The 18,462-nt window shown below is 63.5% G+C and carries 18 protein-coding genes; 8 read left to right on the top strand and 10 right to left on the bottom strand.

All coding sequences use genetic code 11. The annotated features are described in order from the left end of the window. The first annotated feature begins 26 nt into the window (after positions 1 to 26). Positions 27 to 1,379 (top strand): MFS transporter, encoded by a 1,353-nt coding sequence (locus LOY22_RS16520; protein ID WP_258597814.1) that lies wholly within the window; start codon positions 27 to 29, stop codon positions 1,377 to 1,379. A 90-nt stretch (positions 1,380 to 1,469) separates the two neighbouring features. Here LOY22_RS16520 and LOY22_RS16515 read toward each other — a convergent pair whose 3' ends face one another. Together LOY22_RS16515 and LOY22_RS16510 are read right to left on the bottom strand one after the other, a co-directional pair. After that, on the bottom strand, positions 1,470 to 2,570 hold the full coding sequence (locus LOY22_RS16515; RefSeq protein WP_093381322.1) for a sigma-54-dependent Fis family transcriptional regulator: 1,101 nt from the start codon (positions 2,568 to 2,570) through the stop codon (positions 1,470 to 1,472). A 10-nt stretch (positions 2,571 to 2,580) separates the two neighbouring features. Next, positions 2,581 to 3,756, bottom strand: a complete 1,176-nt coding sequence (locus LOY22_RS16510; protein ID WP_123566204.1) for an acyl-CoA dehydrogenase family protein — start codon at positions 3,754 to 3,756, stop codon at positions 2,581 to 2,583. A gap of 214 nt (positions 3,757 to 3,970) precedes the next feature. Here LOY22_RS16510 and LOY22_RS16505 point away from each other — a divergent pair, with 214 nt between their 5' ends. Beyond that, a complete protein-coding gene (locus LOY22_RS16505) occupies positions 3,971 to 4,186 on the top strand; it encodes a molybdopterin-binding protein (RefSeq protein WP_010227092.1) in 216 nt (71 codons plus the stop codon). A 54-nt stretch (positions 4,187 to 4,240) separates the two neighbouring features. On the opposite strand, the gene LOY22_RS16500 is transcribed toward LOY22_RS16505, so the two are convergent. Continuing rightward, complete coding sequence (locus tag LOY22_RS16500; protein WP_258594020.1) at positions 4,241 to 5,662, bottom strand: cytosine permease; 1,422 nt, start codon at positions 5,660 to 5,662, stop codon at positions 4,241 to 4,243. Between the two features lie 211 nt (positions 5,663 to 5,873). Here LOY22_RS16500 and LOY22_RS16495 point away from each other — a divergent pair, with 211 nt between their 5' ends. Continuing rightward, entirely contained in the window at positions 5,874 to 6,758 is an 885-nt protein-coding gene (locus LOY22_RS16495) for an EamA family transporter (protein WP_123566206.1), read from the top strand. Positions 6,759 to 6,768: 10 nt separating this feature from the next. Here the strand turns inward: LOY22_RS16495 and LOY22_RS16490 are convergent, their stop codons facing one another. Together LOY22_RS16490 and LOY22_RS16485 are read right to left on the bottom strand one after the other, a co-directional pair. Continuing rightward, complete coding sequence (locus LOY22_RS16490) at positions 6,769 to 7,413, bottom strand: metalloregulator ArsR/SmtB family transcription factor (RefSeq protein WP_045194267.1); 645 nt, start codon at positions 7,411 to 7,413, stop codon at positions 6,769 to 6,771. After that, positions 7,410 to 8,840 (bottom strand): MFS transporter, encoded by a 1,431-nt coding sequence (locus LOY22_RS16485; protein ID WP_213603936.1) that lies wholly within the window; start codon positions 8,838 to 8,840, stop codon positions 7,410 to 7,412. The genes LOY22_RS16490 and LOY22_RS16485 overlap by 4 nt, the downstream gene beginning before the upstream one ends. Before the next feature lie 177 nt (positions 8,841 to 9,017). Here LOY22_RS16485 and LOY22_RS16480 point away from each other — a divergent pair, with 177 nt between their 5' ends. From LOY22_RS16480 to LOY22_RS16470, 3 genes are all read left to right on the top strand, one after another. Next, complete coding sequence (locus LOY22_RS16480) at positions 9,018 to 9,338, top strand: YbjQ family protein (protein ID WP_258594017.1); 321 nt, start codon at positions 9,018 to 9,020, stop codon at positions 9,336 to 9,338. Positions 9,339 to 9,503: 165 nt separating this feature from the next. Further along, entirely contained in the window at positions 9,504 to 9,689 is a 186-nt protein-coding gene (locus tag LOY22_RS16475) for a hypothetical protein (RefSeq protein ID WP_045194262.1), read from the top strand. Positions 9,690 to 9,827: 138 nt separating this feature from the next. Then, a complete protein-coding gene (locus LOY22_RS16470) occupies positions 9,828 to 10,130 on the top strand; it encodes a hypothetical protein (protein WP_045194260.1) in 303 nt (100 codons plus the stop codon). Here LOY22_RS16470 and LOY22_RS16465 read toward each other — a convergent pair. After that, the gene (locus tag LOY22_RS16465) at positions 10,121 to 10,543 is read right to left on the bottom strand and encodes a group II truncated hemoglobin (RefSeq protein ID WP_093381334.1); all 423 of its coding nucleotides are present in this window, start codon (positions 10,541 to 10,543) and stop codon (positions 10,121 to 10,123) included. The two genes, LOY22_RS16470 and LOY22_RS16465, sit on opposite strands and share 10 nt — an antisense overlap. A gap of 118 nt (positions 10,544 to 10,661) precedes the next feature. After that, a complete protein-coding gene (locus tag LOY22_RS16460; RefSeq protein WP_283817199.1) occupies positions 10,662 to 10,994 on the bottom strand; it encodes a hypothetical protein in 333 nt (110 codons plus the stop codon). A gap of 362 nt (positions 10,995 to 11,356) precedes the next feature. Between LOY22_RS16460 and LOY22_RS16455 the strand changes: the two genes are divergently transcribed. Beyond that, positions 11,357 to 12,847: a DASS family sodium-coupled anion symporter gene (locus LOY22_RS16455; protein WP_093381336.1), complete on the top strand. Its 1,491-nt coding sequence runs from the start codon at positions 11,357 to 11,359 to the stop codon at positions 12,845 to 12,847. A gap of 75 nt (positions 12,848 to 12,922) precedes the next feature. Here LOY22_RS16455 and LOY22_RS16450 read toward each other — a convergent pair whose 3' ends face one another. Together LOY22_RS16450 and LOY22_RS16445 are read right to left on the bottom strand one after the other, a co-directional pair. Then, positions 12,923 to 13,468, bottom strand: coding sequence for a cupin domain-containing protein (locus LOY22_RS16450; protein WP_010226800.1), 546 nt, complete (start codon positions 13,466 to 13,468; stop codon positions 12,923 to 12,925). A gap of 72 nt (positions 13,469 to 13,540) precedes the next feature. Next, entirely contained in the window at positions 13,541 to 14,746 is a 1,206-nt protein-coding gene (locus LOY22_RS16445; RefSeq protein WP_045194250.1) for an MFS transporter, read from the bottom strand. 221 nt (positions 14,747 to 14,967) lie between these two features. On the opposite strand from LOY22_RS16445, the gene LOY22_RS16440 reads away from it, so the two are divergent. Next, positions 14,968 to 15,828, top strand: coding sequence for a hypothetical protein (locus tag LOY22_RS16440; RefSeq protein WP_093381341.1), 861 nt, complete (start codon positions 14,968 to 14,970; stop codon positions 15,826 to 15,828). 48 nt (positions 15,829 to 15,876) lie between these two features. On the opposite strand, the gene LOY22_RS16435 is transcribed toward LOY22_RS16440, so the two are convergent. After that, a complete protein-coding gene (locus LOY22_RS16435) occupies positions 15,877 to 18,378 on the bottom strand; it encodes a TonB-dependent siderophore receptor (protein WP_258594013.1) in 2,502 nt (833 codons plus the stop codon). Between the last annotated feature and the right edge of the window lie 84 nt (positions 18,379 to 18,462).

Raw genomic sequence — 18,462 nt, 5'->3', positions numbered from 1 at the left:
GCACCGGGCAATCGCGGCGGGTACCGATGATCATCGGCTGCGCGTTGCTGATGGAGCTGATCGACTCCACCGTGGTCATGACCGCATTGCCACAGATGGCCAGCGAGTTCGGCGCGCCGAGTGTGCGCATGAACCTGGTGGTGTCGCTGTACATGCTCGCCGCGGCCCTGGCAGTGCCGGTCAGCGGCTGGGCGGCGGACCGCTACGGGCCGCGGCGGGTGTTCGTGCTGGCGATAGTGTTGTTCACCCTGTCGTCGCTGGCTTGCGCCCTGGCCGGGTCGTTGCTGCAACTGTGCCTGGCGCGCCTGTGCCAGGGCGCGGCGGGGGCGATGATGGTGCCGGTGGGCTTGATGATCCTGCTGCGCTGGTCGCCGCGCGAGCAACTGCTGCGCAACATGTCCTACCTGACCATCCCGCCACTGGTGGGGCCGATGCTCGGGCCGCCGCTGGGCGGTCTGCTGGTGACGCTGCTGTCGTGGCAATGGATTTTTCTGGTCAACCTGCCCATCGGCGTGCTCGGGGTGTACCTGGTGCTGCGGCATATTCCCGATTACCCCGGCGACAGCCAGCAACGCCTGGACCTGCACGGCTTGCTGCTGGCCAGTGTGGCCCTGGCGTCACTGGTGTTCGGCTTCGAGGCGCTCGGCCATGGTTTGCTGGCGCGGCGCTGGGTGCTGCTGTTGCTGCTGATCGGGCTAATAACAGCGCTGCTCTATGTGCGCCATGCCCGGCGTTGCGCCCAGCCGCTGCTGGACTTTTCGCCTTTGCGCGTAGGCAGTTTTGCCGTGAGTTTCTGGGGTGGCAATCTGTTTCGCCTGGGCACGGCGGCGCAGCCGTTCTTGATGGTGTTGTTGTTCCAGCTGTGCTTTGGTTTAAGCCCTTTGCATGCCGGTTTGCTGACCTTCACCGGGGGTGTCGGCGCCTTTGTGGTCAAGCTGCTGGCGGTGCGTATCGTGCGCCGCTTTGGCTTTCGCCGCACCTTGAGTATCAATGCGTTGTTCACCGGTTTGAGCCTGGGCGCCTGCGCCAGTTTCAACCTCGACACGCCGTACTGGCTGGTGGTGTTGATCCTGTTCGCCAGCGGCCTGATCCGCTCCTTGCAGTTCAGCGCCATGGGTGGCCTGACCTATGCCGACGTGCCCGCCGAACTGCACAGCCGCGCCAGCAGCCTGTCGGCGGCGACGGTGCAGTTGACCATGAGCTTGTCGGTGGGGGTGGCTGCTTCACTGCTCAGTGTGTTGATGAGCTTGAAAGGTGAGCAGCAAGTGGCGGTGGCGGATATCGCCCTGGTGATTGGCGTCGGGGCGCTGCTGTGCATGGCTTCGGCGCTGGTGTTTCGCACGCTGGCGGCGGATGCGGGGAGTGAGATCTACCGCTGAGCTTTTCTCGACTGGACTGCGACCGCTGCACGCTCGATCGCGGGTCGAGCCCGCTCCCACAGGATGGGTACAGGGCCTGCGATAAGGCCATTAGATCGACAAATTCAGCACCCGCTCGCCCTGGGTACTGCCCCCGGGCTGCCGGCGATTCACCGCCAGTTCGCCCATCTTGATCAGCCGGGTGCGGGTGACGTTGCGGCTCAGGCCGAGCAAGTTGGCGGTGTGCACCTGGTTGTAATGACTGAAGCGGTAGGCCGCGCGCAACAGTGCGTCCTCGACCTTCTCGTGCAAGGCGCCGCCAGGTTGTTCGAAGAGTTTCTGGAAAGCCCGCGCCAGCAAGCCTTCCGCCGAATCATCGCTGCCGGGGCTGTCGTCGGCGCGTTCGATGCGCATGTTCGACAGGCGCAGGTCCTCCTGGCGGATCACGCCGTCACGGCAGATCAGCAAGGTGTGATGGATGACGTTTTCCAGCTCGCGGATGTTGCCCGGCCAGCCGTAGCTGCGCAGCTTGGCTTCGGCCTCGCTGCTGAGGCTGACCTGGCCATAGCCCAGGCGCTGGCTGTAGGCCTGGATGAAGTGGCGGGTCAGCGGCAGGATGTCGCCCGGGCGTTCACGCAGTGGCACAAGTTCCAGGCTGACGACGTCGAGGCGGTAGTACAGGTCTTCGCGAAAGTGCCCGGCGTTGATGGCTTTTTCCAGCTGCACGTTGGTAGCGGCCAGTACCCGCACATCGATGGCAATGCTCTTGCGCGAGCCCAGGCGTACCACTTCGCGCTCCTGCAGCACGCGCAACAGCTTGACCTGGATCGGCATCGGCAGGTCGCCGATCTCGTCGAGGAACAAGGTGCCGCCGTTGGCTTCTTCGAACCAGCCGGCCTTGGCACTGAGGGCGCCGGTGAACGCGCCTTTTTCGTGGCCGAACAATTCGGCCTCGACCAGCGACTCGGAAAACGCTCCGCAGTTGACTGCCACGAACGGCTTGTCACGCCGGCCGCTGAGGTTGTGGATGTGCCGGGCGACCAGCTCTTTGCCGGTGCCGGTCTCGCCGATGATCAGCACGCTGGCTTCACTCGGCGCGACCCGCTGCAGGTGCGCCAGCAAGGCCCGTGACTTGGGGTCTTCGAACACCTGCGCGGTGGCGCGGATCGAGGTGGCCAGGGCCGGGGAGGGCGGTAGGGTCAACAATTGCATGGCGGTCACACTATGAGTAGAAGGTCGGAGTCGGCAATTGCCCGCGCAGGGCCCATTCACCGAGTTCGTGCAGCTTGTAGTCGAGCGGGTCGTGCAGGCTCTGGGTGCGCAGGTTGCGCCAGTGCCGGTCGAGGCCCACCGAGGCCTGGGTGGCGCGGGCGCCGGTGACTTCAAACACCTTGCTGCAAATCTCCAGGCCATCGCGGCTGGCGGCGACCTTGGCGGTAGCGATGCTCACCGCCAGGCGCCCGCGTTGTTCGGCGCTCAGCGCCGCGCCTTTGGCCCAGGCCTGGTCCAGTTCCTGGGCGGCCTGGTCAACCAGCAGCCGCGCACCCTGCAGGCGCACCCAGAAGTCGCCGAAATGCTTGAGTACATACGGGTCGGCGCTGCTCTGTTCGGCGAGCGATTTGAACCATGGCCGCGACTCGCGCAGGGCATAATCCCGGGCCTCTTCGAAAGCGCCCTCGGCGATGCCGAGGAAGATATTGGCGAAATGCAGCTGGGCAATCAGCGGCCGCAGGCAGGCGAACGGCGTGCTCAAGGGACCGGGGTCGAGCAGCAGGTCGCTTTCTTCCACCCGTACCCGTTCGAAGCTGGCGCTGCCGCTGTCGGTCTGGCGCTGGCCCATGTTGTGCCAGTCGTTGTGCAGGGTGATGCCGGTGCGCCCGCTGGGGATCGCCGCAATCAGCAGCTTGCCGCCGGCGCTCTCGTCCACCGCCGAGGCGATGAGCATCTCTGAATCGCTGGCGCCGGAGCAGAAGCTTTTTTTACCGGAGAACTCGCGAAAGCTGCCACGGTCCTTGACCACCGTGCGGGTGTCCAGCGGGTTGAGGGCATTGCCCCAGAACCAGCTCTTGCGCGCGGTCAGTTCAAACCATGGCTGCCACTGCGCGGGCGTGGCAAACAGGCGCACGGTGGCGAGCATCAGGTGATGAAAACCAAACACGTGGGCCAGGGAACTGTCGACCCGGGCGAATTCACGAACCACCTCGAAGGTTTGCCTCCAGCTGGCGCCCAGCCCACCGAACTCGCGGGGGATGCTCAAGGCCAGCAGGCCGCTGCTGCGGATGGCATCGCGTTCAGCCTTGGGCGTGCCGCCCTGGCGGTCGCGCTCGACGGCGCTGCGGGCGAACTCGCTGGCCAGTTCCCGGGCGATGTGCAAAGGGGTCGATGGAGTGCGGTGCAAAGGTGGCGCTCACTTGCTCGATGAGGGTGGTACCGATGCTAAAGGATCTAAAAAACTGAAAATAAATAACTTGTAGGTCTTTCGATATGTCGATTTGTATATTTCGTTTTGTTCTATATTCGTAAGTATTTATTCTTTTTAATTTTATTCGCTCGAGCGCAATCTGCACCTCAAGCACTGCGCGGCAGTGCACCCCAGGACGAGGAAGCAGCACATGACCATCAAGGCGATCAACGTACGCAATCAGTTCAAAGGCACGGTCAAGGAGATCATCGAAGGCCCGGTGGTATCGGAAATCGACGTACAGACCTCCGCCGGCATCGTCACCTCGGTGATCACCACCCGCTCGGTGCACGAGCTGGAGCTGCGGGTCGGCAGCGAAGTGATTGCCTTCGTCAAATCCACCGAGGTGTCGATCGCCAAGCTATGAAGGGCAGGAACAAAAACAGGCCGAGCCCCGGTGACGGGGCTCGGCCTTTTTGTTTCAGGACTGGCTGGTTTGCGGCAGGATCATTTGCGCCGGGGCATCGGCAGCCTTGCGCCGCGCCACCAGGTAATACAGCACACTCGGTACGATCAGGCCGATGATCCACGACAGGTCGACGCCGCCCAGGTGGGCAACCATCGGGCCGGTGTAGAGCTTGGTGGAAATGAACGGCATCTGCACCAGCACGCCGATGGTGTAGACGATGATGCCGGGCATGTTCCAGCGCCCGTAGCGGCCGTTGGGGTCTGCCAGCGCCGGCACGTCGTAGCGCTCCTTGGTGATGAAGTAGTAGTCCACCAGGTTGACCGCGCTCCAGGGCACGAAGAAGGTCAGCAGGAACAGGATGAACGACTTGAACGCGGCCAGGAACGAATGCTGGCCGAGCAGGGCGATCAACGTCGAAGCGCCAACGATGGCGAGGACGAAGAACAGCCGCTGACGGCGGGTGACTTCGATGTGCCCGCGAAAGCCACTGATGATGGTGGCGATGCACATGAAGCTGCCGTAGGAGTTGAGGGTCGAGATGGTCACCTTACCGAAGGCGATGCTGAAGTACAGCAGCGCGGCGGTGGCGCCGGTACCGCCCAGGCCGACGATGTAGGCCACTTCACGGCCGGAGAACTGGCCGTTGGCAATCGCCGCGGCAAACACCCCGAGGACCATCGACGCCTGGGCGCCGACCACCGAGCCCAGGCCTGCGGCGAGGAAGGTCTTGAACGATGAGGTGTTGCTCGGCAGGTAGCGCGAATAATCCGCGACATAAGGGCCGAACGAGATCTGCCAGGACGCCGACAGCGACACCGCGAGCAGGAACGAGGCCCAGGTGAAGTGGCGGTTCTCCAGCAACTGGCCGATGTCGCTGATGACCATGATGCGGCTGAACAGGTAGACGAAGGCGATGATTCCCAGCACGCTGGCCACCCGGCCGATCCAGTGGATCATGCGGTAGCCGAACACCGTGGCAAGGACGATGACCCCGGCGAAAATCAGAATGCCGGCGCTGTCGCTGACGCTCAGCAACTGGCCGATGGCCTGGCCCGAGAGCACCGTGCCGGTGGCGGTGAAGCCCAGGTACATCAGGCACACCAGGGCAATCGGGATGGCCGCGCCGTACACCCCGAACTGCACGCGGCTGGAGATCATCTGCGGCAGGCCGAGTTTCGGCCCTTGGGCGGCGTGCAGGGCCATGACCGCGCCGCCGACCAGTTGCCCGAGCAGCAGGCCGATCAGCGACCAGAACACATCGCCACCGAGCACCACGGCCAGGGCCCCGGTGACGATTGCGGTGATTTGCAGGTTGGCACCCAGCCACAGGGTGAACTGGCTGTAGAGGCGTCCGTGTCGTTCGTTTTCCGGGATGTAGTCGATCGAGCGCCGCTCGATCAGGGGCTTGCTGCGCGAGGCATTGGCCTGGGTCATTGCTCGGGATCTCCGCCTATTGTTGTGTTGTCGCGGTCGGGTCGCCAGCCGAACGCAGGCGGGCGACTGAAACAGATATGAGCATGTATATACAAATACAGTCAAGTGGAGGTGTCGGCTTTGCGGCGTCCATCCGTCGCGATGGATGCTGCGATGATTTCGTGCATAAGGTTATGCTGTTGCGAAATATTACAAAGCCGTTGAGGGAAGCATGCCGTTAAAGGATTTACTGCTGGCGCTGGTGGTGATTGTCGCCTGGGGCGTCAATTTCGTGGTGATCAAGGTCGGCCTCGATGGCTTGCCGCCGATGTTGCTGGGCGCCTTGCGCTTTGCCCTGGTGGCGTTTCCGGCGGTGCTGCTGGTCAAGCGCCCGCAGTTGCCCTGGCGCTGGCTGATTGCCTACGGCGCGACCATCTCCCTGGGCCAGTTCGCCTTTCTCTTCGAGGCCATGGGCAATGGCATGCCGCCGGGGCTGGCGTCGCTGGTGCTGCAATCCCAGGCGTTCTTCACCCTGTTTTTTGCCGCGATCTTCCTCGGCGAGCGGCTGCGCGCGGCCAGCGTACTGGGCCTGCTGGTGGCCGCCGGCGGCCTGGCCCTGATCGGCAGCGAAAACGGCGCCAGCGTGCCGTTTTTTGCCTTGCTGCTGACCCTGTGCGCCGCCGCGATGTGGGCCATGGGCAATATCATCACCCGGCGTTTCGGCAATATCGACCTGGTGGCCCTGGTGATCTGGGGCGGGTTGGTACCGCCGCTGCCGTTTCTGGCGCTGTCGTGGTGGCTGGAAGGCCCCGAGCGGATCGAAAGCTCGCTGCGCGGCATCGGCTGGAGCTCGGTGCTGGCGCTGGCCTATCTGGCGTTTATCGCCACCATGCTCGGCTACAGCCTGTGGAGCCATCTGCTGTCGCGCTACCCGGCCGGCAAGGTGGCGCCGTTTTCGTTGCTGGTGCCGGTGGTGGGCCTGAGCTCTTCGGCCTTGCTGCTGGACGAGCGCCTGACCCCGCTGCAAGGCTGGGGCGCGCTGCTGGTGATGGCCGGGCTGTTGATCAACGTCTTCGGCCCGCGCCTGCGCCAGTTGTTGCTGGCGCGGATGGCCTAGCCGTGGGTGATTACGCCGGCATAACCCGGTAGACACAACGCCGATCACCGCTCAGCAGGTGTTCGCAGCGCTCCACCTGCGCCTGCTCACCGAGCGCGGCCTGGAACACCTGCAGCTCCGAGCGGCAAAACCCCTGGCAGCGGCTGGCGGCCACGCAGATCGGGCAGTGGTTTTCGATGATCAGCCAGCCGTCGCCGCAGGCCTGCATCTGGGCCATGTAGCCGGCCCGCTCACGCAGTTGCACCAGCACCCGCACTTTGTCTTCCAGCCCCTGGGCCTGGTTGCAGGCCTGCTGGTATTCGGCGCGGCTGCTGGCTTCCATGCGGCTGATGAGCTGGTCGACCCCCTCGGGGCCGAACACCTGTTCGACGCTGTCGATCAGTTGCAGGGTCAGCACACTGTGGGTGTCGGGAAAGCGCCGCTGGGCGGCGTCGGTCAACATCCACTTTTGCGAAGGCCGCCCGGCGCCAGTGCTCGGGACACTGATGCCATTGATTTGCCCGGCGGCCTGCAGCTTCTGCAGGTGCTGGCGCGTGGCCTCGAAGCTGATCTGCAGCAGGCTGGCCAGGTCGGTGGTTTTCAACGCGCCGCGGGTCTTGAGCAGGAACAGGATGCGCTCGGCGCTTGAGGCGCTATCGAGGTTGCTGAGGCTCATCGGGCCATGACCTTGGGTGCAGTGCCAGTCAGGCGCCAGACCAACAGCCAGGTCAGCAGTGGCGCGATGGCAAACACCGCGAACAGCCAGGTCGCGGCCTGTTGCGCGCCAGCGACGCCGCCCGGCTCGACCAGCCCGGCACTGTTGCTGACCACCCCGGCCAGGGCTGCCGCCAGCGCCGTGGCGTAGAGCTGCACGGTGGTGATCGATGCCGAGGTCAGGTTTTCTTCACCGGGTGGCGCGGCGCTGAGCACCTTGGTCAGCAGGTGCGGCCAGCCCAGGCCGATCCCCAGGCCCACGCCGGCCAGCGCCAGGCAATACACGGCCAGGCCGCCAGTGCTGCCCAGCCAGGCCTGCTGGCCGGTCATCAACGCCAGCCCCAGCAGGGCCGCAAGGACGATGCCCGGGCCGACGCGGATCATGCGCTCGGCGGCCTCACCGGTGCGGCTGGCGCTGCACAGCGCGGCCAGGGTCCAGCCCGCCGCCATGGCCGCGGTCATGTAGCCGGCGGCCAGCGGGCTGAGGCCGTGAATGGCCTGGAGGAAGTAGGGGACGAAAATTTCCGTGGTCACTGCCGCAATCAACAGGCACATCACCGCATACAACTTGCCCAGTGAGGTGCCCAGGGAATAAGCACCAGAAGGCAGCAAGCGGCGCTCGGGCTGGTGGTCGAGGCGGGCGATGAGCACTGCGATGGCCAGGCCCGCGCCAATCCCGAGCAGGTTCCACAGCAGTTGCTGGGCCAGGCTGGCGGCAGAAATCGCCAGCACCGAGGCGACCAGGCAAGCAATCAGGCCATAGGGTGGGCGAGTGGCCCGGGTGCTGGCAGCCACCTTGCCGTGCAACTGGTTGATGACGATCAGCGCCAGCAGCGCCGCCACTGGCAGCAGCGACCAGAACGCCCAGCGCCAGTGGCCGCCCTGGGCAAAGATACCGCCTACCGCCGGCCCGCACAGGGTGGCCACGCCCCACATGCCCGAGACCATGGCCATGGCCCGGGGCCACAGGCGCTCATCGAAGATCAAGCGGATCAGGGCATAGCTCAGGGCGAACAGGATACCGCCGCCCAGGCCCTGGACGCTGCGACCGATCAGCAGCACCGGCATGCTCGGCGCGGCGGCGCAGATCACCGAGCCCAGGCTGAACACCGCCAGGGCCAGGAGAAAGGCCGCCCGCGCGCCCAGGCGCTCGATCAATTGCGCCGAGAGGGTCGAGCCGATGATCGAGGTGGCGACAAACAGCGTGGTGCTCCAGGCATAAAAGGCCAGGCCGCCGATATCCGCGATCACTGTGGGCAGGATGGTGGTGACGATATAGACGTTGATTGCATGCAGGGCGACGCCGCCGGCCAGGGCGATCGAGCGCAGGGCATTGCGCCCGTGGAGCAGTTCGGCCCATGACGCGGGCTGAGGGTGGGCGGTGTTCATCGGCGACTCCTTCGCAAGTAAGGCGGCAATGGAAGGGGAGTCTAGGTGGCTGGCATGTATTACACAACCAATTGCTTGTATAAATGGCCACGCAGCGGCCGACGGTTTTGTTACCATCGCGCTTTTTCCGCCCGCTCAATTGCGGGCGGCTGACAGGCAAGGCCGAAGGAGAGCAGCATGATCATTACCACCACAGGGACCATCGAAGGCCGGGAAATTTCCGCCTATCTGGATGTGGTCAGCGCCGAGTCGGTTCAGGGTATCAACGTGGTTCGCGATATGTTCGCCAGTTTCCGCGACTTTTTCGGTGGCCGTTCGCAAACCCTGGAATGTGCGTTGAAAGAAGCGCGCATCCAGGCCACCGACGAAATCCGCGCCCGCGCGCGCAGCCTGCAGGCCGATGCGGTGGTCGGCCTGGACTATGAAATCAGCATGCCCTCGGCCCGTGGCGGCATGGTCGTGGTGTTCGTTACCGGTACCGCGGTGAAGCTCAGGTAAACGCCAGGGGTGCGACAAAAACAGCCCGGCCATTGGTCGGGCTTTTTTGTTCTTGCCCGTGCGGTCCACAAATGACCGGCTAGTCTCAGAGTCACCAGGGTCAGTACTTTTCTGGGCAATCATCTGCTTGCCGGTACTGGTCCGCCATCGGAGGGAGACTGGGGCATGATTGAATCCTACATTGAGGACCAGGGCGACGAATTTCCCATCAACAGTGTGGTGCGCTGTGGCCAGAGCGGCTATCGCCTGGGCTTTGCCAACATGACGCTGGATGATGCGCAGGTGCGCCTGAACGCGCTACAGCGCAGCAAGAAGGGTAAGTTCACCCCGCGCTTGCCAGCGAAGAAGTAAACGAATCGACCACCACCCCGCCCAACGGCGGGGTTTTTTTTGCATTGTTTGACCTTGCGCAAAGGTTGCGCGGCTGACGCTCGCCTGATGCCGGGTTGTGTGCCTTACTAATGCCGCCATCAATACAGGAGCCATTCGATGCGTATCAGGGAAGAGACCTACTGGAACTGGGCTGACGCACAACTGCACAGCCGCAGCCATGACGAACAGCTCAGCGACGGCACCAGTATCGACGTTCAGGTGAGGCTGTCGCGCACCGGCGCCACTCAGTTGTTCCTCGGCATCTATACGCGCCAGGGCAAGGCGCTGGTCGAGGAGTACCACGACAATCGCCCCGGCGAGACCATGACCCGCGCCATGGTCTGGGGCGTTGACCGCGCCAGGGCGCTGGCCACCGGTGCCTTGCCGCTGGAGAAGGCGCCGCTGCGCCGTCAGGCCTGAGGGTGACGGGCGCGGCTGGCCTGGACGATGCGTTCGGCCGGCACGCGCAGTTGGCGCAACAGGTACTCGGCAAATTCTGCAGAATACTCCTGCAGGTTAATCGCCTGTTGCATACAGCCCAACCAGATAGCGCTGTGGCTTTCATTGATCGGCCATTGGGCATGGAAGGCCGGGATGGCGATCGGGCCATAGCGCTCACTGAACAGCCGCGGGCCGCCGAGCCAGCCACTGAGAAAACACGCCAGCTTGTCGCGCGAAGCTTCCAGGCTTTGCGGGTGCATCTGGCGCACGGTCCGTGCCTCGGGGTTTTCATCCATCAAGCGGTAGAAGTCATCGACCAGGCGGCGCAGGCCGTCGATGCCTCCGGCGGCCTGGTAGGATGCATCGTCGGTTCCGAAAGTGGGGTGGGTCATAAGCGGGTTCTTGGCGCAAAGAGGGACATTCTAGCCCTGTACCGCCATAAATAAAAAAGCCCAATCCGCGTGGATTGGGCTCAAGCGTGGCTGGGGCAGTGCCGCACCCCAGCGACCCTTAGCAGAGACGGTCGATCACCGCGACGCCAGGCTTGTTCTGCAGCGCAGCCCACTCGCTTTGCAGGGTCTGCAGAACCCGACCGACATACTGGGTGTCGGCGGCGGCCTTTTTGCCAACGTAGCCCTGGCCGCGACGGTACATCTTCAGGCGGGCACGCATGTTCGGCTTGCGTTCTTCGAACTCGGCTTCGTCGCTCATGGTTTCCAGGCTGTCCAGGTGAACTTCACCGGTTTTGCAAACCCAGAGGATGTGGCTGTCGAGAGTGTCCTTGCGCGCGGCGAACAGCCGGGCCAGTTCTTCAACAGTCGGTTGATTGTTCAGATTCATCATAAAGCCCCCTTGACCATTCGTTGTTTGTTCGCACTTGGCGCATAACATGTAGCGTTAAATGAAAGCTGCTACAGCAGCGTCACAACTGGGGGCTTCTACACGCTGCCTTTTGGGCAGTACCCATCCGCACACAGCTCATGGATCTGTCGAGCTGCCTGGAACACCCTTGCCAGTACCCCCGATCGGGGAGACGACCTCATCATGCAAGGGGCGACGAACGGCGTCAACAGGTTTTGTAGTGTTTTTTTCAAGGCACTACATCTTGTCGGACAATGCCTCGAATTCGGGGCATTGATGCGTATCAGTCTGCGCAAAAGCGATCTGCGCGATCATGGCCGCACATGTTCTAAAGGGAGTTACCGATGAATTCGCCGGCCAATGTGCCTGTCTCACAAACCGCCAGAGCCCGCGTGCCGATTGGCCTGCTGGTCGGTATCGCAGCGCTGGTCGGGGTGCTGTTGCTGCCGATGCCCGCCGACCTGCCAGTGGCCGGCCACCGGGTGCTGGCGATTCTGGCTTTTGCCGTGGTGGTGTGGATCAGCGAAGCGGTGTCGTACGAAGCCAGCGCGATCATGATTACCTCGCTGATGGCCTTTTTGCTCGGCACGGCGCCGACGGTGGCCGACCCTTCGGTGATCTACGGCTCCTCGGCCGCCATCACCCTGGCCCTGACCGGTTTTTCCAACAGTGCCCTGGCCCTGGTAGTCGGTGCCTTGTTCATCGCCGCGGCCATGACCCACACCGGGCTGGACCGGCGTATCGCCCTGGTGACCTTGTCGAGCATCGGCGTCAGCACCCGGCGCATCCTTCTGGGGGCGGTGGCCGTCACCGTGCTGCTCAGCCTGGTGGTGCCCAGCGCCACCGCGCGCAGTGCCTGCGTGGTGCCGATCATGATGGGGGTGATCGCTGCCTTTGGTGTCGACAAACGCTCGAACATCGCTGCCGGGATCATGATCATCGTCGCTCAGGGCACCAGCATCTGGAACATCGGCATCCAGACTGCCGCGGCGCAGAACCTGCTGACCGTCGGCTTCATGGACAAGATGCTCGGTGCGCGGGTGTCGTGGATCGACTGGCTGATCGCTGGCGCGCCGTGGGCAGTGATCATGTCGGTGGTGCTGATCGTCCTGGTGCTGAAAATGCTGCCGCCCGAAAGCGATGCGATTCCGGGTGGCAAGGCGGCAGTAAGCAAGACCCTGGCCGAGCTCGGGCCGATGAGCGGCGCGCAGAAACGTCTGTTGGGCGTGTCGCTGTTGCTGCTGCTGGCCTGGGCCACCGAGGGCAAGCTGCATCACTTTGACACCACTTCGACCACCTATGCCGGGCTGGTGATCCTGCTGCTGCCACGGGTAGGGGTGATGACCTGGAAAGATGTGCAGGCGCGCATTCCCTGGGGCACGGTGATTGTCTTCGGGGTGGGCATCAGCCTGGGTACTACCTTGCTTACCACCCAGGCCGGGCAATGGCTGGGCGCGCAAGTGGTGGCCCATACCGGGCTGGATCAACTGGGTACCCTGGGGGTGTTCTCGATCCTTGCGGCCTTTTTGATTCTGATTCACCTGGGCTTTGCCAGCGCCACCGCCCTGACCTCGGCGCTGCTGCCGATTTTGATTGCGGTGTTGCAGACCTTGCCGGGGGACTTCAGCCGCCTGGGCATGACCATGGCCCTGGGCTTTGTGGTCAGCTACGGCTTTATCTTGCCGATCAACGCGCCGCAGAACATGGTCTGCCTGGGCACCGAGACCTTCACCGCCAAACAGTTCGCCCGGGTGGGGATCATCGTCACCCTGATCGGTTATGGGCTGATGCTGGTGTTTGCCGCGACCTGGTGGCAGTGGCTAGGCTGGATGTAGCAGCAAGGTTCATCGCGGGGCAAGCCCGCTCCTACACAGGTCCTGTAGGAGCGGGCAAGACCCGCGATCGCACCATCAGAAGTTCGCCGGGGTGTTGGCGCTGATGATCTCGGCCTCATCCTGGCCGATATTCTTGAAGCTGTGGGGCAGGGTGGTGGGGAAGTAGTAGCCGTCACCGGAGTTGAGGATGCTGACCTGGCCATCGACCCGCAATTCGATGGTGCCACGGGTCACCAGGCCGCACTCTTCGCCCTCGGCGTGCACGATCGGCTCGCCGGAGTCGGCGCCCGGCGCGTACAGCTCGCGCAACATGCGCATTTGTCGGCCTTCGACACTGGCCCCGACCAGCAGCATGCGCAGGCCGCTGTTGCCCAGGTCGGGCTGTTCGGTCGAGCGGAACACAAAGCGTTCTTCGCGGATCGGCTCGTCAAAACTGAAGAACTCCGCCAACGACATCGGAATGCCTTCAAGCAGCTTTTTCAGGGAACTGACCGAAGGGCTGACGCGATTCTGCTCGATCTGCGAGATCGTCGAGTTGGTCAGGCCACTGCGCCGAGCCAGCTCCCGTTGGGAGAGTTTGTTGCGTTCACGCACCAGTTTGAGTCGTGTCCCCGTGTCCATAGCCGCCTTATGTGTCAAAAATTTTGGGCGAGGCATTAAAACACATTCGAACCGGCTTTAGCGGCCCACCTGTTAGGCGGGCTTTTTCGGCTGCGGCCACAGCCCGACCAACAGCAGCAGCGCCGCAACAATCAGGTACGGCAGGCGCGGATCGACGGCGTAGATCAGGGTCCCGGCCAGCGGCCCGATGACCACTCCCAGGCCCTGCACGGCGCCGATGGAACCGGCCGTGGCGCCTTGCTCGGAGGCGTCCATGGCGTTGGCCGCCAGCGCCGAAAACGCCGGGAACACCCAGCCCATGCCGCAGGCCGAGAAAAAGAAGCACGCCCACAGGCCCACGGCGCTGGTGGCCAGGGCGCTGGCGGCAAAGCCTGCGGCGGCGATGCTGGCGCCGACGCGGATCATCCGCAGCGGTGGCCATTCGAGCTTGCGCACCAGGATCTGCGCCAGAATCAACGCCACGCCGACCATGGTCAGGGCGACGCCAGCGGTTTGCGCAGCATCGGCCGGGGCCATGCCCAGGCGGTCGAGGGCGAAGAAACCGACGGTGATCTGCGCCACCGACACGCTGAGCATCGCCACGAAGGCCACCAGCAGTGGCCGGCGCAGGCGCGGGTCGGCCAGGCGCACCGGGCGTGGCGGCTGTTTGAGGTGCAGTTCCTGGCGCTTGAGCTTGAGCAGCAGCACAAACGCCAGCATCGGCAGCACCGCCATTACATAGAACGGCAGGCTCAGGCTGAAGCGCGCCAGCACCGCCGCCAGGGCCGGGCCGATGACCAGGCCGAAAGCGTTGGCCGCCCCCAGCGAAGCCATGGCCCGGGCGCGGTGCCGGGGTTCGATATTGTCGGCGATCAGCGCCGCGCCACCGACCGGCAACGCCGCGTAAAAGGCGCCGATCAGGCCGCGGCCCAGCACCAGCCCGGCAAAGGCCAGGGCGGCGCTGGGCAGCAGGTGCAAGGCGGTATCGATGAACAGGCACAACGCCCAGTAGGCGACGGTGAAACCCGCGGTGCCGAGCAGCAACACCTTGCGCCGCCCCAGGCGATCACTGGCACGGCCCCAGGGGCGGGCCAGGAGCATCCAGATCACCCCGGCAACCGTTACCGCCGCGCCGGCTTGCCAGGTGGCCAGGCCGAGAGTGCGGGCAATCGGGCCGATCAACGAGACGAACGCCATCATCGCCATGGTGCAGGCCATGTTCGCCGCCAGCAGCGGGCGCAGGTCAAAGGGGGAGCGCTCGCTATGGTCGAGCACGGCAGGGTCCGTTGCGGTGGTCATGGGCTATCCAGGGCAGGTGAACATACTGGGTATTGTGCCGTAGGAAAGCCCTTGGCAAAACAGTAAGGCTGCAAATAATAATTATTTGCAGCTCGTTATGTGCTCTCGCACTTTTGCTTCGACAACCATGGACCTGGCATTTTTGCCAGTTTACTGATGAGTTTCACCAGACCTACCCTGACGCTGTCAGCCACCTGGCCCGGCACTCAGAGGATTACGTGATGAAAGACTCAGAGTACGCAGCAATTGCTTCGGCAACCGAACTTGAGATGCAACCTCCTGCTCCGCAGAGTACTTCCTATTTACAGGCTTCACTGCATATCTGGGATGAGACATATGAAATTCGGGCCCAGACCTTCGAGTTTCTCTATGGTTTCAAGGGGGTCTTTTTGATCGCCGGGGGGGGATTGCAAACGGTCATGATCAGCATCCCGTTTGTCTGTATTCCAAACGCGGGACATTACCAGTTCAATTTGCATCGAGGCTCGGACGTTAGTATCTGGATGGGCGGCGCCCAAGTGCCCATCGAGCAGGGCATGTTGACGGTCGATGTAAAGTTGACGGACCAGGCATTGATTGGTTTTTATGCTGGACGTTTTTCCAGCGTGTTGATCGATGGGAAATCAACGTTTGAATGTCCTGATTTTCTCTTCACCAGCCGAGAACGCGAGGCCGCGCCGGCCAACGCATCGCTTGCGGGCAGCCGCTCGGGTAATGAGTTCAAGGGCACGTGGCGGGTGGGTTACAACGAAACAGCATTGGTTGCCGATGCGTTCTCAGTGACCATGGGCTTGGAAGGTGTGTTCTTGGTGTTTCAGGCCCGGGTGCCTGTTTCGATATTCATTCCCCACCGTCGCATTCCGGTCTCGGGATCGTACTCTTTTGATCTGGCGAAAGTAGACGACATTCGGATAATTCAAAGTGGCGTTTTACGTCTGCCCTACGGCACGCTAAATGTCACTGTCGACAAAGGCGACGATTCGCAGTATCTACGGGTGGAGGGCAGTTTTCGTGCGCGCTATGCCGACCTGATTTCCTCAATTGTCTGCGACCGTTTCGCTATCAGTTCGCGTGAGCGGTAGTCGGCGACGGGCGCTTGATTCATCGCCGCCGACTGTTTAACTGCCTTTTTAGAAATCGCCCTTCAGGGTCACCATGAAGTTGCGCGGCTCACCATAAAAGTTGCCCCAGGCCAGGGCGCCGACGCTGGAATAGTAGTGCTTGTCGAACAGGTTGTTGCCGTTGACGGCAATGCTCCAGTTGTCGTCCAGTTTGTAACCCACGCGCGCGTTCCAGATCGCATAGCCGGGCTGTTCGGTTTTCGCCGCGCGGTCCTGGTAGTGGTTGTCGCTTTGCGCATTGACCCCGCCGCCCAGGCTCCAGCGTTGCAGCGGGCCGTCCAGTTGGTAGTCGGCCCAGACCCGCAGCAGATGGCGCGGTACGTAGCTGGCGGTGAAGGTGGCGTCCTGGCTGGTGCTGTTGGTCTTGAGGTACTCAAGCTCGGTGTAGGTGTAGCCGGCCAGCACCTGCAGGCGTTCGGCCAGCTCGCCGCTGAGCTCGGCTTCGAAGCCCTGGGCGCGGACCTTGCCCTTGTCGCTGTAGCAGTAACCGTCGGAGGAGCCGGCGCACACCGAGTCGTAATCGGCTTCGGCGCGGTGCGCCTCGATGGTGCGGAACAGGTTGAACGCCGCGTTCAGGCCGCCATCGAGCCATTCGCCCTTGATCCCCAGCTCGTAGTTGGCGCCGGTCTTGGGCTGCAGCGGGCTGCCCTGGGCATCGGTGTAAGTGCCTTGGGGCTGGAAGATGTCGGCGTAGCTGCCGTACACCGACCAGGTCTCGTCCAGATCGTAGATCAGTGCGGCGAACGGTGTGACCTGGCCGTTTTCCTGGCTGCGGTCGTGCTGCCAGTAGTCCCAGGCCTGGGTGTAGGAGTCGCGCTGGCTGCGGTACCAGCTGACCCGGCTGCCAAGCACCAGGGTCAGGGGTTCGGCCAGTTTCAGGCGCAAGGTTGCATAGGTGCCGATCTGCCGGGTGTCGCTTTCCACCGGCAGCGGGCCGCCACGGTAGGAGGCCGTCTGGTACAGGCTGTCTGGCGGCTTGGGAATGTCGCGGTCGGGGGCGAAGGGGTTCATGGTCACGCCCATCAGCTGGGTCATGTTGATCAGCGCGTAGCTGTCGCTGCCCTTGGCCCGGCTGGCGTTGGCGCCGACGATCAGCTCGTGCTCCAGGCCCCAGGCGGTGAATTTGCCGTCCAGGTAGGCATCCATGCCGTAGTCGTGCTGGTCGTAGTCGAACACGCCGGAGTACAGCTGGCTGTTGGCCGAAGTGCTGCCGACCGGCACGCTGCCCAGGGTCATGGCGTACTGCATGTCCTGGGTGTTGTGGCTGTGCATGGCGGCGACTTTCAGCAGCCACTGGTCATTGAAGTGGTGGGTAAGGTCGGCGAACAGGTTGACCCGCTGGCTTTCCCAGCTGTTCCAGGTCGCGCCCAGGCAGGTGGAACGCGACAGTTTCAGGTCCGAACCATCGCTGTAGCGTGGCAGGCCCTGCCAGCAGGGGGTGGCATTGAGCTTCTCGTAGGCGGCGCCGATGCCCAGGGTGGTGGCGTCGTTGAAGTCGTAGTCGAGGGCGCCGTAGACCACCTGGTCGTCGCGCTTGCCCATGTCGTAGAAGTACTGGCGGTCCTGGCCGGCGACCACCAGGCGGCCGCGCAGGCTGCCGGATTCGTTCAGCGGGCCGCCGGTATCGAGCTGGGCGCGGTAGTTGTCCCAGGAGCCGGCTGAAAGGCTGACACTGGTGGCGGCCTTTTCCTGCCCGCGTTTGCGAATGAAGTTGACCCCGCCGGCGGAACTGCCCGAGCCCTTGAGCATGCCGGCGGCGCCGCGCAGCACTTCGACGCGGTCGTAGTAGGCCATGTCGCTGGCGAAGCTGTTGGCCTGCACGTAGTTGCCACCCAGGTCCAGCGGCACACCGTCGTACTGGTACTGGCCGGCGAGCATGAAACCGCGCGAGTAGAAGTATTTACCGCCCATGGGCGAATCGTGCACGGTGATCCCCGGGGTTTTCTCCATCACCTGTTCGAGGGTGGTGAGGTTCTGCTCATCCATCATCTTGCGGGTGATGACCGTCACCGATTGCGGCGTTTCGCGCAGCGAATGCTCGCCCTTGGCGAAACTGACCTGGCGCGCGGTGAAGCTATCGGTGGTTTCCATCGGCGCCTGCAAGGTGCTGGCGCCAATGGTGGTTGCACCCAGCTCCAGCGCACCGTTGCTGGCCGGCAGCGGGCGCAGCGAGTAGCTGCCATCGGCCTGGCGGTAAGCCTGCAGGCCGCTGCCGGTGAGGATCCGGCTCAAGCCTTCGAGCACCCCGAAGCGGCCCTGCAGGCCCGGGCTGTGCAGGCTGGCAGTCAACTGCGCGTCATACGACAGGTTGACCCCGGCGGCTGCGGCAAAGCTGCCCAGCACCCGGCTCAGGGAACCTGCTTCGATGGCAAAGACCTGGCCGCTGCTGGCGCTGTCGCTCTCTGCCGCCTGGGCAACAGTGATGGGCAGCAGGGGCAGGGCCAGGGCGGCAGCCAGCAGATGGCGGCCAATCAACTGGGGAAGGGGGGCACGGGGGAAGCGGGGTTGCATGGAAATCCTCTTCGTTCGCAAATGAGATTATTTCCTACAGAGGCGGACGAACGAAAAAAAACAGGCACCCCCCTGGCTGAAAAA

The sequence above is a fragment of the Pseudomonas sp. B21-035 genome, assembly GCF_024748945.1.
In the GTDB taxonomy this organism is placed as follows: Bacteria; Pseudomonadota; Gammaproteobacteria; order Pseudomonadales; family Pseudomonadaceae; genus Aquipseudomonas.
The sequence above is the reverse complement of the archived record's forward strand: the minus strand, read 5'-3'. Positions and strand labels throughout refer to the sequence as shown.

What these genes read in the sequence shown, in the direction of transcription:
- LOY22_RS16520 (WP_258597814.1), top strand. Translation starts at nt 27, where the DNA reads ATGATCATCGGCTGCGCGTTGCTGATGGAGCTGATCGACTCCACCGTG.
- LOY22_RS16515 (WP_093381322.1), bottom strand. Translation starts at nt 2,570, where the DNA reads ATGCAATTGTTGACCCTACCGCCCTCCCCGGCCCTGGCCACCTCGATC.
- LOY22_RS16505 (WP_010227092.1), top strand. Translation starts at nt 3,971, where the DNA reads ATGACCATCAAGGCGATCAACGTACGCAATCAGTTCAAAGGCACGGTC.
- LOY22_RS16500 (WP_258594020.1), bottom strand. Translation starts at nt 5,662, where the DNA reads ATGACCCAGGCCAATGCCTCGCGCAGCAAGCCCCTGATCGAGCGGCGC.
- LOY22_RS16495 (WP_123566206.1), top strand. Translation starts at nt 5,874, where the DNA reads ATGCCGTTAAAGGATTTACTGCTGGCGCTGGTGGTGATTGTCGCCTGG.
- LOY22_RS16490 (WP_045194267.1), bottom strand. Translation starts at nt 7,413, where the DNA reads ATGAGCCTCAGCAACCTCGATAGCGCCTCAAGCGCCGAGCGCATCCTG.
- LOY22_RS16485 (WP_213603936.1), bottom strand. Translation starts at nt 8,840, where the DNA reads ATGAACACCGCCCACCCTCAGCCCGCGTCATGGGCCGAACTGCTCCAC.
- LOY22_RS16480 (WP_258594017.1), top strand. Translation starts at nt 9,018, where the DNA reads ATGATCATTACCACCACAGGGACCATCGAAGGCCGGGAAATTTCCGCC.
- LOY22_RS16475 (WP_045194262.1), top strand. Translation starts at nt 9,504, where the DNA reads ATGATTGAATCCTACATTGAGGACCAGGGCGACGAATTTCCCATCAAC.
- LOY22_RS16470 (WP_045194260.1), top strand. Translation starts at nt 9,828, where the DNA reads ATGCGTATCAGGGAAGAGACCTACTGGAACTGGGCTGACGCACAACTG.
- LOY22_RS16465 (WP_093381334.1), bottom strand. Translation starts at nt 10,543, where the DNA reads ATGACCCACCCCACTTTCGGAACCGACGATGCATCCTACCAGGCCGCC.
- LOY22_RS16460 (WP_283817199.1), bottom strand. Translation starts at nt 10,994, where the DNA reads ATGATGAATCTGAACAATCAACCGACTGTTGAAGAACTGGCCCGGCTG.
- LOY22_RS16455 (WP_093381336.1), top strand. Translation starts at nt 11,357, where the DNA reads ATGAATTCGCCGGCCAATGTGCCTGTCTCACAAACCGCCAGAGCCCGC.
- LOY22_RS16450 (WP_010226800.1), bottom strand. Translation starts at nt 13,468, where the DNA reads ATGGACACGGGGACACGACTCAAACTGGTGCGTGAACGCAACAAACTC.
- LOY22_RS16445 (WP_045194250.1), bottom strand. Translation starts at nt 14,746, where the DNA reads ATGACCACCGCAACGGACCCTGCCGTGCTCGACCATAGCGAGCGCTCC.
- LOY22_RS16440 (WP_093381341.1), top strand. Translation starts at nt 14,968, where the DNA reads ATGAAAGACTCAGAGTACGCAGCAATTGCTTCGGCAACCGAACTTGAG.
- LOY22_RS16435 (WP_258594013.1), bottom strand. Translation starts at nt 18,378, where the DNA reads ATGCAACCCCGCTTCCCCCGTGCCCCCCTTCCCCAGTTGATTGGCCGC.